We start from the raw sequence: 15617 nt of genomic DNA on the forward strand, positions 1-15617 counted from the left end.
CCCATGACCGTAAAAACAACACATGTTGGCTCTCTGCCCCGAACGCAGGACGTCGTGGATTTTATTTTTGCCCGCGAAAACGGCGAACCTTATGACACAGGCGCCTTTGATACCTGCATGGCCAACGCCGTGGCCGAAACGGTGCGCAAACAGGTCGAAGCCGGTGTAGATATCGTCAGCGACGGCGAAACTTCGAAAATCTCCTATGCGACCTATGTCAAAGATCGCTACACCGGGTTTTCGGGCGACAGCCCTCGTAACGCGCCGGCAGACTTGAAGATGTTCCCCGGCTTTCTGCAAAGACTGGCCGATGACGGCGGTACGCCACAATACGCAAGGCCGATGTGCACGGGTGAGGTGCGATCAAAAGGGCAAGGCGAGTTGCAAAAGGACATCGCCAATCTCAAGGCGGCCATGGCTCGACACGGGGCCGAGCGCGGCTTCATGAATGCCGCGTCTCCCGGAGTGATCTCGTTGTTTTTGCAGAATGATTTCTACCCTACGCGTGAGGCTTATCTGGCAGCGTTGGCCGACGCGATGAAGGACGAATACGAAACCATCGTCGCCGCCGGGTTGGACCTGCAACTGGATTGCCCCGATCTTGCCCTGTCACGCCACATGCTGTTCACCGACCTGTCGGATGAGGCGTTCATCAAGATTGCCGACATGCATGTCGAGGCCCTGAACCACGCGCTTCAGAACGTCCCGCAGGATCGGGTACGGGTACATATTTGCTGGGGCAACTACGAAGGCCCTCATTGCTGCGACATCGCCATGGACAAGGTCTTCAGTACCCTGATGGCGACCAAGTCGCGCTATGTCCTGTTCGAAACATCCAATCCGCGGCATGCCCATGAATGGACTGTCTTCCGGGACCGCAAGGCCGAGATTCCCGATGACAAGGTTCTGGTGCCCGGCGTGGTCGACACCACGACCAATTTCGTCGAACATCCCGAACTTGTGGCCCAACGGATTGACCGGTTCACGGAAATCGTGGGACCGGACCGGGTGATCGCGGGCAGCGATTGCGGCTTTGGCACTTTTGCGGGTTTCGGCGCCGTCGATCCCCAGATCGCCTATGCCAAGCTGGCGGCGTTGTCCGAAGGGGCAAAGCTGGCTTCGGCATGAAACCTCTGATCCTGTTGCCGGGCATGATGTGTGATGCCCGGCTTTTTGGCCCCCAGATCAATGCTCTGTCGGGCAGAATGCCCGTGATGACCTTTCCGTTGTCTCATCACGACAGCATAGAGGCCATGGCCCAGGATATCCTTGGAAATGCGCCGCCGGTTTTCGCGCTGGCCGGGCTGTCCATGGGGGGTATCGTGGCGATGGAGGTCACGCGCCAAGCTCCCGAACGTGTTTCGCGTCTGGCCTTGCTTGACACCAATCCACTGGCGGAAAAGCCAGAGGTAAAAGCGCGTCGTACGCCGCAGATGTCCGCCGTTCGCAAGGGTCAGCTGAGGACCGTGATGCGTGACGAGATGAAGCCCGGTTATCTGGCTGACGGACCGAACCGGGGGGCGATTCTGGATCTGTGCATGGCAATGGCCACCGACCTGGGCCCTGACGTCTTCATACGTCAGTCCAAGGCACTTATGAACCGACCGGACCAAAGCGAGACACTGACGGCCTATGCCGGACGGGCTCTGGTTTTGTGCGGGCATGAAGACCGGCTTTGCCCAGTTGAACGCCACCGACTTATGCATGACCTGTTGCCACGAAGCGCGCTTGAGATCATCGGCGACGCGGGCCATCTCCCGACATTGGAACAACCTGAAAAAACAACAGCGGCGCTGTCCCGCTGGCTGGAGGACACATGACACCGTCCCTTTTGTCTTTGCTTCGCAAGGTCGATACGCCAACTGTCTGCAATGCCATCGAGGTGGCACAGGGCAGGCGTGGGTTCGACAGGTTCACGCGTGGCACCATGCTAAGCTCGGCCCCCGAAGGGCCTGCCATCGTCGGCTATGCGCGCACTGCCAAGATCGCTGCAGTCAATCCCCCGACCGAGCCGCCCGAAGTCATCAAAGCCCGACGTATGGCCTATTACAAGTACATGGCCGAGGCACCGGGCCCTTCAATCGCCGTTGTCGAGGATCTGGATCATCCCGAATGCATCGGCGCTTATTGGGGTGAGATCAATACGACGGTTCACAAGGGTTTCGGCCTGTCGGGTGCTCTGACCAATGGTGTCATGCGGGATCTGGGGGATTTGCCCCAAGGGTTCCCGGTTGTCGCTGGTTCCATCGGACCGAGCCATGGTTTCGTCCACATCCGTGAGATTGACACTCAGGTTTCGATTTTTAGTCTGACAGTTGAGCCCGGTGATCTGGTTCACGCCGATCGTCATGGCGCATTGGTCATACCGAATGATGTCGTCGATCAATTGGAAGGTGCCATCCAAAAGCTTTTGGCGACAGAACGTATTGTTCTGGACGCAGCCCGCGAGCCCACGTTTGATTTCGAAGCATTCGAAACCGCCTGGGCCGCCTTTGAAAAAGCAAGGGTCTGATCGCAGGGGTCGGAGACAACGAAAGCCGGCTGGGTGAAAAGCACCCACAGGTCCCTTACTCGTCAACCCAGAGCAAGACAGCCTCTGCCAACGCATTGCCCATGACGAAGGGTTACCCACATCCGTCTATCTGGTGGCGGCGTCGCGCCGCTGCCGGTGGCGTCCGAACGTAAACCGGACCGTTTCAGACCGCAGTCCATTACAACGGAGTGTACGGGGCTTCAGATCCGTTCAGCCCCGCGTACGATCCGCACATCCAGACAGGTTCCGGAAAGAACATTCAAGCCTTGTGAGAAGCGGCGCCCTGCGCATCCCTTCGCTGTTCTCCGATCACGTTCAACATTGCATCTACATCCGCGCGTACGGTTTGTGTTGCCGCTTCGCGCACCGGGCCAAAGCCGCGGATATCCAGCGGGGCTGACAGGATTTTCAGGCAGGTTTCCGTCTCGAGGTCCGTGTCTTCGACGCGATCCAGGACACCCAGAAACCAGGCCAGGGTTTCGTTTTCAAGCTTGCGGTCCCTTGAAAACCGGAACGGATCAAGCCAGCCGCCGCGAAGCCTGCGTGCACGCGAAAGGAGCCTCAGAACGGGGGTCACCCAACCACCATAGCTTCGCTTGCGCGGCCGTCCGCGTGCATCCTTCTGACCACCTAAAACCGGAGGGGCGAGGTGGTATTTGATCCGAAAATCCCCCTCGAACTCGGACCGCAGTTGTTTCTCGAATTGTTGCGATGTCAGCAGCCGGGCAACCTCGTATTCGTCCTTGATTGCCATGAGGCGAAACAGGGATTTTGCCGCAAGCGAAAGCGCTTCCTCGCGAATCTGGTCAGGCAGTGCTGCGGACAGACGGGCCAGGCGATCCCGGTACTGTTGCGCATAAGCGTCATCGTGATAGGTCGCCAATTCGTCGGACCGGTAATCGATTATCTGCTGCGCCGACTCTTGCGAGAAGCTCTTTTCCTTCGCATTCAGCATCTGTGGGTTTGCTGCGATCACCCGCCCGAGATCAAAGGCCCTTATGTTGGCCTCGACCGCGGTTCCATTGAGCTTGATCGCCTGTTTGATAGCAACTTCACTGATCGGAATGTTCCCCAACTGCCATGCGACACCAAACAGCAAGGTATTGGCAAAGACCGAATCCCCCAGCAAATCCACGGCCAATTGGTTTGCATCCAAACCGAAAACGTTTTCTTCGCCGACGGTCCGGCGTATCAACGCTTCTCGTTCATCGACCTTGAGCTGGGCATCGCGGTGCAGAACAAGATCGCCTGTTGGCATTTCCGCACGGTTCAGCACAACTTTTGTGCCCTTGCGATAGTGAACCGAGGCTTTGGGCGCCGAAGACACGACCACGTCACACCCGATGACGGCGTCCGCGCTATTGGCCTCAATTCGGACCTGATTGATTTCTTCGGGCGTGCGGGCAATGCGAACATAGCCGACAACCGTGCCGAATTTCTGGGCGAACCCGGTGAAATCCAGCACGCTGGCGCCTTTGCCTTCCAAATGCGCCGCCATCGTCAGAACGGCGCCCACCGTTACGACACCGGTGCCGCCGACCCCACCGACCAAAAGATCGTACGGCGCGTGCAGGTCAGGAAGCTGCGGGTCGGGAACCTTGGCAAGAAGCGACGGGATATCCAGTTTCTGCTTGGGTTCCTTTCGCCGCATTGCCCCTTCCACGGTAATGAAACTGGGGCAAAACCCGTTCAGGCAGGAAAAGTCCTTGTTGCACGAGTTCAGGTTGACCTTTCGCTTGCGGCCCAATGGGGTTTCCAGGGGTTCGATACTCAGACAGTTGCTTTCGACCGAGCAATCGCCGCAGCCTTCGCACACCGCGGGGTTGATGAAAGCAAACCGCTTGGGGTCTTCTGTTTTGCCACGCTTGCGGCGACGACGTTTCTCGGTGGCGCAGGTCTGCTCGTAGATTAAAACCGTCACACCTTGGATGTCACGCAACTCACGCTGCACCGCATCCATCTCTTCCCGGGGGTGAAAGCTCGTTCGTGCCGGAAAATCGCTGGAATCGAATTTCGTAATGTCGTCTGAAACCAACGCGATCCGGTCCACACCTTCTGCGCGACAGGTCTGGGCGATCCCGGAAACGCTGATAGGGCCATCAACAGGCTGCCCCCCCGTCATTGCCACTGCGTCATTGTAAAGGATCTTGTAGGTGATGTTCGTACCCGCCGCCACGGCCTGGCGAATGGCAAGCGACCCGGAATGATACCAAGTGCCCTCGCCAAGGTTTTGAAAGATATGTTTGTTGCCATTGAATTTCGAGGCAACAACATGCGGCACACCTTCCCCACCCATCTGCGCATAACCGACCGTGTTGCGATTCATCCAACTTGCCATCACGTGACAGCCGATGCCTGACGCAGCCATGCTTCCATCGGGGACTTTGGTGGATGTGTTGTGGGGACAACCCGAGCAAAAATACGGAGCCCTGACCGCACCCGGAACATTCAGAACGGATGGCGGTTCGTCCGTCAGCGCCTTCGCCTTTTCCAAGAAACCCTCTTCCGGAAAAAAACGGTCGAGTCGCTCTGCAACGACTGGGATCAGGTTCAACGGGCTCAACTCTCCGGTCCAGGGAATCAACGGATCACCCGCTGCGCGGTGTTTTCCGACCATCTTTTCGGGTTTGTCCCCCGGCCAGTCATAGAAATATTCCTTGAACTGGCTTTCGATGATCCCGCGTTTTTCCTCGACGACCAGCACCTCTTTTTTACCACGGACGAAAGACAGCGCATCGCGCCGCGCCAAAGGCCAAACCATCCCGACCTTGTAGATGTCGATGCCCAAACGGCGGCATCCGCTTTCGTCGAGCCCCAGAAGGCGCAGCACTTCCATCAGGTCCAGATGGCTTTTGCCCGTTGTGACAATCCCGAATGGGGCATCCTTGATGTCATAGATGCGCCGGTCGATCGGGTTCGCCTCGACAAAAGCCTCGACTGCCCGCAACTTGTGTTCGATCCGCGTCTCGATGGCCGGGCTTGGCAAATCGGCGCTGCGCACGTGCAAGCCGCCCGGCGGCAGATCTATTTCCGGCAAGGTAAACGTACGGTCCGGCTTCAACCGCACGGATTGCCCGCTTTCCACGGTTTCCGAAATCGCCTTGAACCCGACCCAGGTGCCCGAGTATCGGCTCAGCGCGATCCCGTATTCACCGAACTCCAGGTATTCAGCCACGTTGGCCGGGTTCAGCGTTGGCATGAACCAGGTCATGAAGGCGACGTCGGACTGATGCGGCATTGAAGAAGACACGCAGCCATGATCGTCACCCGCGACAACCAGTACCCCGCCCTTCGGCGACGAGCCATATGCATTGCCATGGCGCAACGCGTCCCCTGAACGGTCAACTCCGGGGCCCTTCCCGTACCACATCGAAAACACGCCCTCGACCTCACAATCGGGATCAAGCGAGGCCTGCTGGGCACCAAGAACCGCTGTTGCGCCGAGGTCTTCGTTTACGGCCGGCATGAATGTGATCCTGGCCGCCTCGGTTTCCTCTTTCGCTCGCCACAGCTCCAGATCCAACCCACCAAGAGGAGACCCCCGATATCCGGAAATGAACCCGGCCGTGTTGTTTCCTGCTGCTGCGTCCCTGCGGGCCTGGTCTAACATGATGCGCACCAGAGCTTGCGTTCCCGTCAGGAAAACACGACCCTTTGAGGCTTTGTATCGGTCCGACAGGGCGTAAGTATCGAATTTCAGGGACTGGTCAGTCATGGACACCTCGCCTTTTTTTGGATATTTTACCGGAAATTTTTGAAGAATCTGTTCTGTCTTCCCGACGTTTCCTAGCATTCTTGAAAAATCATCTCTTCTTTTGTCGCGATTTGGGGTATTTTTCTCGGATGCTTCTCGACTCACGTGACTGCCAACTTCTCGCGCTGCTTCAAAAGGACTGTCGCATCTCAAACGCTGACCTTGCTGAACGGGTGGGCATGTCATCCTCTGCTTGCTGGCGTCGAGTCCGTGTGTTTGAAGAGGCCGGCCTGATTTCGCAGTACCGTGCCGAATTGTCGCCTGAACACGCCGGGCTTTCGTTTCAGGCCCTGGTGCATGTTCATCTGACCCGGCACAATCCGGAACATCTTGAACGGTTCATTGCAGCGATCGAGAAGCGCCCGGAAGTCATGGAATGCTACGCAACGACCGGGCAGGCAGATTACCACATGCGGGTGATCTGCAAGGATATCGGGGCTTACAACGTTTTTCTTGAAGAATTCCTGTTTCGCCTGCCGGCGGTGGAAAGCGCGCAAACAAATGTCGTTTTGCGCGAAATCAAACGCAGCAACGCCCTGCCCATTCCTTCCTGTTGAGATCGGTTCCCGGGTGGGGCTTTCCGGCTGGTATCGGCTTTGTTGCAAAGCTTTGAACGCACCAAGCTAAAGATCCACTCGAACCCGTTCCCAAGCTACGATTTGGCCCGCCAAACTCCACGGAATTGATGTTCATAGAATTTTTCACGCATCAGGTCTGGGAGCGCCCCCGAAAACCGTCGCGCAATTCAGCTTCAAGGCAGGTAAAACGTGGTTGCCTTTTCGACCGCAACCTTTTGGATTCCGCCTTCTGCGCCGCCCTCTGGGCGGAAGCTTCCATCGACGCCGAACAGCCGCAAAACCGAATTTCGAAACTGAAGCCACTTTTTTGCTTCGCGTTTCGATTTTCCTGTTTTCTTTTCCCGTGCTTGCATCGAGTCCGGCTCCTGTTCGCTGCCGTCATCCCGAGTGTAGCATCGTTCCTTTGCTTTTTCAGATTTTTATCAGAGAACCTTACGACTATTTCGCAATTTCGTCGATCAGCCGCGTCTCGAGGAGCTGGCCATTCTGGTACAGCACAGGGTAAGCAATAGATGCGATATGGCTGTTGAACTCCCGGAACGCCCGCAACGTCTCAAGATGAATATCACTGGTTTCGAAGCTTTCCCGTGACCCGTGCTGCAATCGGCGCAGATGTCGTTTTCGGCTTTCACGTTCCACCCGTTTGATTTCGGTCTTCTCAAGGCTCAGCAGGCGCGCGCTTTCCAGATCGTCTGAAATAAGCACGTTTGATGCCAGCTTCATGTTGGCCAGAATGCCCTCGTGCATCTGAACGAGTTCCGACCAGCCTTCCTGCGAGAAACTCGAGCCTTTGGCCCGCATTTCACCCGCCAACACGGTCAAGCGCTTGGCCACGACATCACCGGCCGTCTCCAGCCGGATAGCGAATTCCATCAGGTCGCGTGCGGATTTTTCATCTTTTTTTTCATATACATCCGGTGGAATCGCCGAAACGAATGCCCTGATCCCGGACAGGCAATTGTTCACGTCCTCGTCGATGGCCTGTACCGCTCGAATCTGTTGTTTGTCGCCACTGCGATACAATTCCAGGCAAGGCCGGAACATGGTTTCGACTAGGTCGCTCATCCGCAGCAGCTCACGTTTGAGGCTTGGCAGGGCCTGGCTGGGATTTGCCACATTGCCAATGTCCAATGCGCTGGCCGGTCGTGCCGGTTGTGGAACCAGTTCCTTCTTCTGATCCGGCAAAAACCTTTCGAACAGATCCTTCAATTTCCCGCAAAATGGCAAGGCCAGAAGCAGCAGTGACAGGTTGAACAAAACATGCACATTGACCAGCATCTGCCCGCCTTGCGGGTCTCCTAACAACCCGGTCCGCAAAGCCATGTTGGCGGCAAACAAACTCACCAAAGCCCAACTGCCACGCAATGCCAGGTTGGCATATGGAATGCGCCGGGCCTGGACTGGCATGGCGCGGGTGAGCCAGACCGGAATGAAGGCAGAGCCGAAATTCGCGCCAAACACCAAAGACATCCCGGCGGCGAACGGGATCGCTCCGATCTGCACAAGGGTGACACACATGAGGATGGCCGCCACCGAGGAATGCATGACGAAAGCCAAGGCGCCCCCGACCAGAAACGCGGTGATATAGTCGCGCGCCAGATAATCCGCCACCGCGGGCAGAAACGCGCTGTCCCGAATGGGATCCATTGCCTCGCGAAGGAACCGAAGCGAGATCAGGATAAAGGCCACGCCCATCAGGATGCGCCCCATTTGCCGGGTTTTTTTTGCGTCGGTCTTTACGAACAGATACCCCCCAACCGCCAACAGCATCGGAACAAGCCAGTCCAGCCGGAACGAAAGAATCTGGATGATCAGCGCCGACCCCAGATCGCCGCCAAGCACAATCGCAAGGCCGGCAGGAAAACTGAGCATTCCACTGGCCGCAAACCCCGAGGTCAACAGAGCAACAGCCGCCGAGCTTTGCAACACGACCGCCATCGTCAACCCAACCACCGAGGCCTGAAGGTAGCTGCGTTGTTGGGTCATTACCCGCTGGAAAGACGCCCCATAGCTGCGCTCGATCCCGGTTCGCACCATACGAACCGCGTAAAGCAGCAGCATCGTCGCCCCGGCAAGGCTGATAAGGAAGCTGACAATTGCCATACTCTACCCCGTTATTCTTTTTGGCCCAGCTTGTCGCGGCGCATTGAATTATTCATGTTACCGACCGCGATCGGGAAGGGATACATCCCATTTTGGCCTACAAGGCGTAAACTCCTGTGAGCTTCACCGCAAGCACTTGACCGCGCTTTGACGGAACATCCGTCACTTATGAACTTGGCCAAGGGCCCCCGGAAGGGCGCGGCCCCTGATCCTATTGTGACACGAGATCGGTAAGGGGCGTCAACTCTCGGCCTTGATTGCAGCAATTACGATATCGATTGCGCGGTCCAGTTCCAAACGCGAGATCGTCAGCGGCGGTGACAGTGTCAGAACGCACCCCTGGCTGATCTTATAGCTCAGACCGGCCTCGAGACAGGCATAATAGATCCGTTCGGCGCACGCGTTCCCCGGTGTTTTGTCGGCGCGATCATCGACGATTTCGATCCCGAACATCAGGCCCCTTCCCCGGATGTCTCCGACAATCGGAACGTTCTGAAGTTCATCCATCAAGCGACCAATGGCATGTTCACCCAGTTCGGCTGACCGGCGAACCAGGCCTTCGTCTTCGATGATCTGAATTGTCGTCAAAGCGGCACGGGCGGTGACCGGGTTTTTTTCGTGCGTGTAATGCCCGATGGCAAAATCTCCGCAGACATCTAGTTGCTTACGGGCGACACAGGCGGCAATAGGCAGGATGCCGCCGCCAAGCGCCTTCCCAAGTGTCACGATGTCCGGGATGATCTCGTCATGTTCAAAGGCGAACATCCTGCCCGTCTTGCCAAGACCCGTCGGGATTTCATCCATGATCAACAGCGCCCCGTGACGGTTGCATGCCTCGCGCACCGTCTTCCAGAACCCCGGCGGCGGGACATAGGGCACGGCGCGCATCGGTTCCGCAATGACCGCCGCCACATCTCCTTCGCGCTCGAGGACATATTCCACCATTTTCGCACAAGCCAGCCCGCAGGTTTCGGGGCCCGCATGATTGTACGGGCATCGATAGCAGGCAAAGGGGGCGACATGTTCGGTACCGGACAAAAGGGGCCCCGCAATGTGACTGCGAAAGGTCGCCTCTCCGCCGACACTTGCGGCGCCGAAACCCGCGCCATGGAAGGCATCCCAGAAGCTGATTGTTTTGAAACGACCGGTGGCGGCACGCGCGATCCTGAGGGCAACCTCGTTGGCGTCGGATCCGCCAGTGGTAAAGAGCATTTTGCCCAGATCACCAGGCACGATCTCTGCCAGTTTTTCAGCCAGCTCCACCGCCGGATCATTGGTAAAGCGGCGGGGCGCAAAGGGCAGATCGTCAAGCTGTGCCTTTATGGCGGCTACCAAGCGGGGATGGCCATACCCGATGTGGTGTACCGAGTTGCCGTGGAAATCCATGTACCGGCGGCCCTCGATATCTTCGATCCAGAGCCCTTCGGCCTTTGCAATGGTGCTGACGCAGGGTGAGGACAGAGATTGATGCAGGAAAACGTTCGCATCGCGTTTGAGCAATGGCGATGATTTCGGCCCCGTCGATTTTTGCAGCCACGCCTTGCGCGCCTCGGACGTGTTTGATTCCCCTTCAGTGTGGACAATTTGTGGCATCGCCGCTCCTCTTTGCCGTCATCAAAAGATGCGGACCCCGCAAGGCCCGCCAGTACCAGGGAGGAACTGTGTTGCCCTTTCCGCAAAAGGAGTAAGGGCAACAGACTCAGTTAGGCCACGGCAGCGAATAGGTTTTGACGTTGGTGAAAAACTTCATCGCTTCGATGACGCCTTCCTTCACCCCGTTTCCACTGTCCTTGATGCCGCCAAAGGGCGACATTTCAATGCGGTAACCCGGCTGTTCCCAGATGTTGCAGGTGCCGACGTTCAACCCGTTGATGAAGGCAATCGCCCGGTTCAGATCATTGGTGCAGACACCCGAAGACAGGCCGAACTCGGTTCCGTTTGAAATTGCCATCACCTCTTCGTCGTTGTCCGGCACACGAACGATCGGCACGATGGGACCAAAGGTTTCCTCCATCACCAGCTCGCTGTCATGGGGAACCTTGTCGACGACGATTGGCGGCAGCAGCGCCCCCTGACGACCGGGGTGGTACAGAATTTCAGCACCCTCTTTTTCCGCCTGAAAAACGCGGTTTTCAAAAATTTCGGCGGCCTTGTCATGGATCACGCATCCCAATTCGGTTTCCGGGTCTTGCGGATCGCCGAACTTGATCTTCTTGGCCTTTTCAAGAACCAGCGGCACGAATGTATCGGCCACACTTTCCTGCACGAGAATGCGCTTGACCGCCGTGCAACGCTGGCCGGAATTTCCGGTAGCCCCCGCCACCGCAATGGCTGCCGCCTTGTCCAGATCGGCCTCACTCAGGTCATTCAGAACGATCAGAGGGTCGTTGCCGCCAAGTTCCAGCGCCTGACGCTTGTAGACGCCCTTTTCGGCGATCATCTTGCCGACGGGCACACCGCCGGTGAAGGTGATGATATCGATGTGCTCATTGGTGATCATTTCGTCGCCAATGTCGGCGGGCCAACCTGTCACGACCTGGAACATCTCGGGCGGCAAGCCGGCCTCGTAGAGAATGTCCGCCAGTGTCAATGCGGTCAGCGGCGTCAGCTCGGTCGGTTTGCAAACCATGCAATTGTTGGTGGCAATCGACGGCGCGATCTTGTGGCTGACCATGTTCAGCGGGTGGTTGAACGGCGTGATCGCGCTGATTGCTTTCACCGGTTCTCGGGTGGTGAAAATCTTGCGGGCCTTGCCATTGTGGGTCAGGTCGCAGGAGAAGATCTCACCATCATCCTTCAGTGCCTCGGCCGCCGCGAATTGATACACGTCCTGCGCGCGCTTGGTTTCGTAGATCGCATGCTGGTGACAGATCCCCAACTCCAGCGTCAGCCATTTCGCAAGATAATCGCGCTTTTCGCCGATCAGCTCGCCTGCCCGTTGCAGGATCTGGCTGCGCTCGTATCGGGTCAGCTTGGGTTTGTAATTCGCCGCGATCTCAAACGCCCGGCGCGCATGTTCGGCTGTACCGGCTGGTACGTGACCCACAACCTCGTTTGTGTACGGGTAGAGAACGGGAACGGTGTCATCGGTAAAGACTATTTCGCCGCCGATCCGCATTCCCTCGTTGCGTACTTCGATTTTCGACATGGTCTGATCTTTCATAGCTTACTGGGCCGCCGCTGTTGTTGCGTAGAAGAAGGCATCGAAATTGCGCAGCACGGGTTGGTTTGGCAGGTCGATGACACGGTTCACGATGAAGGGAACTTCCTGCTCGGTCAAACCACCATGGCTGCGCAACGGCTCTTTGAGTGCTGCCAGATCGTGGCGATGCTCGGACGTGCCGATGCAGATGTTTTCACCGGAAACCATCACGATGTCGCCAATGCGGTCGCCCGGCAATTCGAATTGCTCGATCGCCTCGGCCTTGGTCAGCACATGAGTGATGCCGCTGGTCGCCTTGAGCTTGCTGATGATGTCGTCCTGGTCTGCTCCGTCAGGCAAATAAGCGGTTGCAAAAGATCCCAACGCGCCATGATGCACGACGTAAGGATCGGTAATCGGAAGAATGACCCGCGCCGCATCCTTGCCCAGCCATTCGTCCATCAGGTCTTGCACGTACACCACCGAGGGGGATCCATCCGCCAAATGCTTTGGCTTCATGCCGTGATCCGCGGTCACCACGATGGCCGCACCCAATTCATCCAGTTCGCCAAGATACCGGTCGAACATGGCATAGAAATCGAGTGCGCCTTTTTGATCGGGTGCAAACTTGTGCTGGATATAGTCGGTCGTCGACAAATACATCACGTCGGGCTTGAACTCTTTCAGCAGCTTGACGCCAGCGGCAAAGACAAATTCGGAAAGCTCTGCCGAGTAGACCTCGGGGACGTCCATGCCCAGCCATTCGCTGGCGTTGTCGATGCCATGTTCCGCCAGCGTCGTTTCACCCGACCGTTCGGAAGAAAACGCAACCGCCCTGCCCTCGTCAAATTTCAGCCCGGCCCCCAACAGCGCGCGCAGCTTGTCCTTGGCGGTTACCATCGCCACGCGGAAACCTGCGTCGTAGAATTGGGAAAAAATGGTCGGCGCACGCAGGAAGCGGACATCATTCATCATCACTTCCTCACCGCTGTCGGGGTCGATGAGGTAGTTGCCGCAGATGCCATGCACGATCGGAGGGCGCCCGGTGGCAATCGAAAGATTGTTGGGGTTGGTGAAGGACGGGATAACGGAATGGGCCAGTCGGTCCGTGCCCTCTTCGCGTATCCGCTTGAGATTGGGCATCAGCCCTTTCGCAATCGCGACATCAAGATATTCGGGCTCGCATCCATCAAGGCAGATGGCAATGGCAGGCACCTTCGGCGTCGGATAGACGCGCTCATTTGCTTCGACAGGGGTTTGAATGGTCATCTGTATTTTCCTTGATGATTAAGCGGCCAGCTTGGCGCGTTCTTCCAGTGCCCGAAGAGGAGGAGCGGCGTTTGTCACGCCCATTTCTTCCAGGGATTCCTTTGCTGCGCGCACGACATTGCGCATGACGTCTTCGTCCATCTGACCGATGCATCCGACGCGGAAACTGTCGACGACGGTCAGCTTGCCCGGGTAGATAATGAACCCTTTGTCCTTCATCAGGTTGTAGAACTGATCGAATACGAATTTCTCATCGGCGGGGCAGAAGAACGTGACGATGATCGGGCTGAGCCAACGATTGTCCAGCAGCGTTTCGAAACCCAGTTCACGCATGCCCGCAACCATGACGTCCCGGTTGCGGGTGTAACGTGCGCCGCGGCCGGCAACACCGCCTTCAGCTGCATGCGCCCGAAGCGCTTCGATGAAGGCGGCGACCACGTGCGTCGGCGGGGTAAAGCGCCACTGACCGGTCTTGTTCATGTGCGCCCATTGGGCGTGCACATCCAGAGACAGGGAATGACTGTTACCCTTTGCGGCTTTCAGCTCGTTCTTGCGCGCCACAATGAAGCCAAAGCCAGGAACGCCCTCAATGCACTTGTTGGCCGAAGACACCATGGCTTCATATCGAATATCCGAGGGCCTGAGCTCGATCGCGCCAAAGGCAGACATCGAGTCGATCAACAGCTTGCGACCGGCTGCATATGTGGCCTCGGATATTTCCTCGACGGGGTTCAAGATACCCGAACTGGTTTCGCAGTGAATGGCAACAACATGCGTGATGGCCGGGTCATCCGCGAGAATGCGCGCAACCTCGTCGCCCCGTGGCGGCAGGTAATCGCCCTTGTCCAGCACGATATGGTCCCGGCCCAGATACTGTAGCGTCTGCGCAGAACGTTGCCCATAGGCGCCATTGGCCAGTACCAGCGCCTTTCCTTCCGGCGGAATAAAAGACGCCAGCATTGCTTCGACCGAGAAGGAGCCGCTGCCTTGCATTGGCACACAATCGAAGGCGTCGGCACCTTCACCAAGCAGGTCCAGCAGGCTTGACCGCAGCTCTTTTGTCATGGCGCGAAAGTCGTCGTCCCAGCTGCCCCAGTCCTTCAGCATGGCCTCTTTTACGGCATAGGACGTTGTCAAAGGACCGGGTGTCAAAAGGTATGGTTCGCCGAGGCGCGGTTGCTCGATTTTTGGATGGGATGGCGTCATTACCGGGCTCCAGAACAGCGTTTTCACAAACACCATTGCAGCAACGGTTGCTATATGTGAAATTGCAAATATCAATCTAATTATAAGTGCAGCCTATGCACAAATCATTGGGGACCGGTGATGCGACACAGCCAGCTCAAAGCCTTTCATTACGTGGCCAAACATGGCGGGTTTTCCCGCGCGGCCGAGGCGCTTTTTCTGACGCAGCCGGCAATTTCCGAACAGGTTCGAAAGCTGGAACAGGATCACGATCTGTTGTTGTTTCAGCGCGAACGAAAACGCGTGAACCTCACCCCCGAAGGCGAACAGCTTTACCGGTTCACAAAGCAGTATTTTGAGATCGAAGATCAGATCGAGGACTACCTTTCGGAAACCAAGGCCGCAATCGACGGGGAATTGCGGATCATCGCCGATTCAGCGCATCACATGACGTCTTTCCTGGGGTCGTTTCAAAAGAAGTACCCCAAAATCACCATCACCGTGCGGTCCGGAAACACCGAAGAAATTTTGGAAGAACTTCGGTCGTACAATGCCGAGATTGGTGTTGTCGGCAGCCTGTCCCCCGGCAAGGACATGGATGTGTTGAACCTAGGGTCCACTGAAATCGTGGCCTTTGCCGCCCAAGGCGTGCTTTTGGCATCCAAACCCTCGCTTTCTTTGGAAGAACTGGCCGATCTGCCGCTGGTTTTCAGAGAGCACGGGTCAAAAACACGTCAGAAATTGGAAGAAGAAGCCGAAAGGCGCGGTATCACGTTGAATCCTGCAATCGTTGCGGAAGGGCGCGAGGCCGTGCGCGAGCTTGTGGCCTCGGGGGCAGGCATCGGGTTTGTCTCTCAGGCAGAGTATGGGCATGATGATCGGTTGCGACAAATCAAGCTCAAGGACGTGAAGTTGCAAATGGGTGAAAGCATGATTTCGCTGTCGCAACGGCGCAACGTAAAGATCATCCGGGCCTTCATGGACTTCGCCCAGCGCGCGCTGGAAGAAAAAAGCCCCCCCGCTGATACCTGACCGGCGGGGGCAGGGTTCCTT

Annotated in this window: 11 protein-coding genes; 5 read left to right on the plus strand and 6 right to left on the minus strand. The window is 57.1% G+C overall.

All coding sequences use genetic code 11. The features are described from left to right. Window positions 1–3: 3 nt before the first annotated feature. From ACR3E6_RS17780 to ACR3E6_RS17790, 3 genes are read left to right on the plus strand one after another with little or no spacing between them, the layout of a single operon-like run. Window positions 4–1128: a cobalamin-independent methionine synthase II family protein gene (locus tag ACR3E6_RS17780; RefSeq protein ID WP_171118384.1), complete on the plus strand. Its 1125-nt coding sequence runs from the start codon at window positions 4–6 to the stop codon at window positions 1126–1128. Then, on the plus strand, window positions 1125–1820 hold the full coding sequence (locus ACR3E6_RS17785; RefSeq protein WP_171637129.1) for an alpha/beta fold hydrolase: 696 nt from the start codon (window positions 1125–1127) through the stop codon (window positions 1818–1820). The genes ACR3E6_RS17780 and ACR3E6_RS17785 overlap by 4 nt, the downstream gene beginning before the upstream one ends. Beyond that, the gene (locus tag ACR3E6_RS17790; protein WP_480488491.1) at window positions 1817–2512 is read left to right on the plus strand and encodes an RraA family protein; all 696 of its coding nucleotides are present in this window, start codon (window positions 1817–1819) and stop codon (window positions 2510–2512) included. Before ACR3E6_RS17785 ends, ACR3E6_RS17790 begins: the two co-directional genes overlap by 4 nt. Before the next feature lie 280 nt (window positions 2513–2792). Here ACR3E6_RS17790 and ACR3E6_RS17795 read toward each other — a convergent pair whose 3' ends face one another. After that, complete coding sequence (locus ACR3E6_RS17795; protein ID WP_480488493.1) at window positions 2793–6248, minus strand: indolepyruvate ferredoxin oxidoreductase family protein; 3456 nt, start codon at window positions 6246–6248, stop codon at window positions 2793–2795. A gap of 128 nt (window positions 6249–6376) precedes the next feature. Between ACR3E6_RS17795 and ACR3E6_RS17800 the strand changes: the two genes are divergently transcribed. Beyond that, window positions 6377–6844: an Lrp/AsnC family transcriptional regulator gene (locus ACR3E6_RS17800; protein WP_171118486.1), complete on the plus strand. Its 468-nt coding sequence runs from the start codon at window positions 6377–6379 to the stop codon at window positions 6842–6844. A gap of 459 nt (window positions 6845–7303) precedes the next feature. Here the strand turns inward: ACR3E6_RS17800 and ACR3E6_RS17805 are convergent, their stop codons facing one another. From ACR3E6_RS17805 to ACR3E6_RS17825, 5 genes are all read right to left on the minus strand, one after another. Continuing rightward, window positions 7304–8968, minus strand: a complete 1665-nt coding sequence (locus tag ACR3E6_RS17805; RefSeq protein ID WP_480488494.1) for a Na/Pi cotransporter family protein — start codon at window positions 8966–8968, stop codon at window positions 7304–7306. Window positions 8969–9208: 240 nt separating this feature from the next. Continuing rightward, the gene (gene pbfA / locus ACR3E6_RS17810; RefSeq protein ID WP_171118375.1) at window positions 9209–10561 is read right to left on the minus strand and encodes a (R)-1-hydroxy-2-aminoethylphosphonate ammonia-lyase; all 1353 of its coding nucleotides are present in this window, start codon (window positions 10559–10561) and stop codon (window positions 9209–9211) included. A 106-nt stretch (window positions 10562–10667) separates the two neighbouring features. Beyond that, window positions 10668–12116: a phosphonoacetaldehyde dehydrogenase gene (gene phnY / locus ACR3E6_RS17815; RefSeq protein ID WP_171637141.1), complete on the minus strand. Its 1449-nt coding sequence runs from the start codon at window positions 12114–12116 to the stop codon at window positions 10668–10670. An 18-nt stretch (window positions 12117–12134) separates the two neighbouring features. After that, a complete protein-coding gene (gene phnA / locus ACR3E6_RS17820) occupies window positions 12135–13379 on the minus strand; it encodes a phosphonoacetate hydrolase (protein ID WP_171637143.1) in 1245 nt (414 codons plus the stop codon). An 18-nt stretch (window positions 13380–13397) separates the two neighbouring features. Continuing rightward, on the minus strand, window positions 13398–14621 hold the full coding sequence (locus ACR3E6_RS17825; RefSeq protein ID WP_480488497.1) for a 2-aminoethylphosphonate--pyruvate transaminase: 1224 nt from the start codon (window positions 14619–14621) through the stop codon (window positions 13398–13400). 84 nt (window positions 14622–14705) lie between these two features. Between ACR3E6_RS17825 and ACR3E6_RS17830 the strand changes: the two genes are divergently transcribed. Continuing rightward, the gene (locus tag ACR3E6_RS17830; protein WP_171118368.1) at window positions 14706–15596 is read left to right on the plus strand and encodes a LysR substrate-binding domain-containing protein; all 891 of its coding nucleotides are present in this window, start codon (window positions 14706–14708) and stop codon (window positions 15594–15596) included. Window positions 15597–15617: the final 21 nt, after the last annotated feature.

The sequence above is a fragment of the Ruegeria sp. AL3 genome (genome assembly GCF_056536065.1).

Bases quoted from the DNA above. Each gene is read 5' to 3' on its own strand.
- ACR3E6_RS17780 (WP_171118384.1), top strand. From the start codon at position 4: ATGACCGTAAAAACAACACATGTTGGCTCTCTGCCCCGAACGCAGGAC.
- phnY (WP_171637141.1), bottom strand. From the start codon at position 12,116: ATGTCGAAAATCGAAGTACGCAACGAGGGAATGCGGATCGGCGGCGAA.
- pbfA (WP_171118375.1), bottom strand. From the start codon at position 10,561: ATGCCACAAATTGTCCACACTGAAGGGGAATCAAACACGTCCGAGGCG.
- ACR3E6_RS17805 (WP_480488494.1), bottom strand. From the start codon at position 8,968: ATGGCAATTGTCAGCTTCCTTATCAGCCTTGCCGGGGCGACGATGCTG.
- ACR3E6_RS17790 (WP_480488491.1), top strand. From the start codon at position 1,817: ATGACACCGTCCCTTTTGTCTTTGCTTCGCAAGGTCGATACGCCAACT.
- phnA (WP_171637143.1), bottom strand. From the start codon at position 13,379: ATGACCATTCAAACCCCTGTCGAAGCAAATGAGCGCGTCTATCCGACG.
- ACR3E6_RS17785 (WP_171637129.1), top strand. From the start codon at position 1,125: ATGAAACCTCTGATCCTGTTGCCGGGCATGATGTGTGATGCCCGGCTT.
- ACR3E6_RS17830 (WP_171118368.1), top strand. From the start codon at position 14,706: ATGCGACACAGCCAGCTCAAAGCCTTTCATTACGTGGCCAAACATGGC.
- ACR3E6_RS17800 (WP_171118486.1), top strand. From the start codon at position 6,377: ATGCTTCTCGACTCACGTGACTGCCAACTTCTCGCGCTGCTTCAAAAG.
- ACR3E6_RS17795 (WP_480488493.1), bottom strand. From the start codon at position 6,248: ATGACTGACCAGTCCCTGAAATTCGATACTTACGCCCTGTCGGACCGA.
- ACR3E6_RS17825 (WP_480488497.1), bottom strand. From the start codon at position 14,621: ATGGTGTTTGTGAAAACGCTGTTCTGGAGCCCGGTAATGACGCCATCC.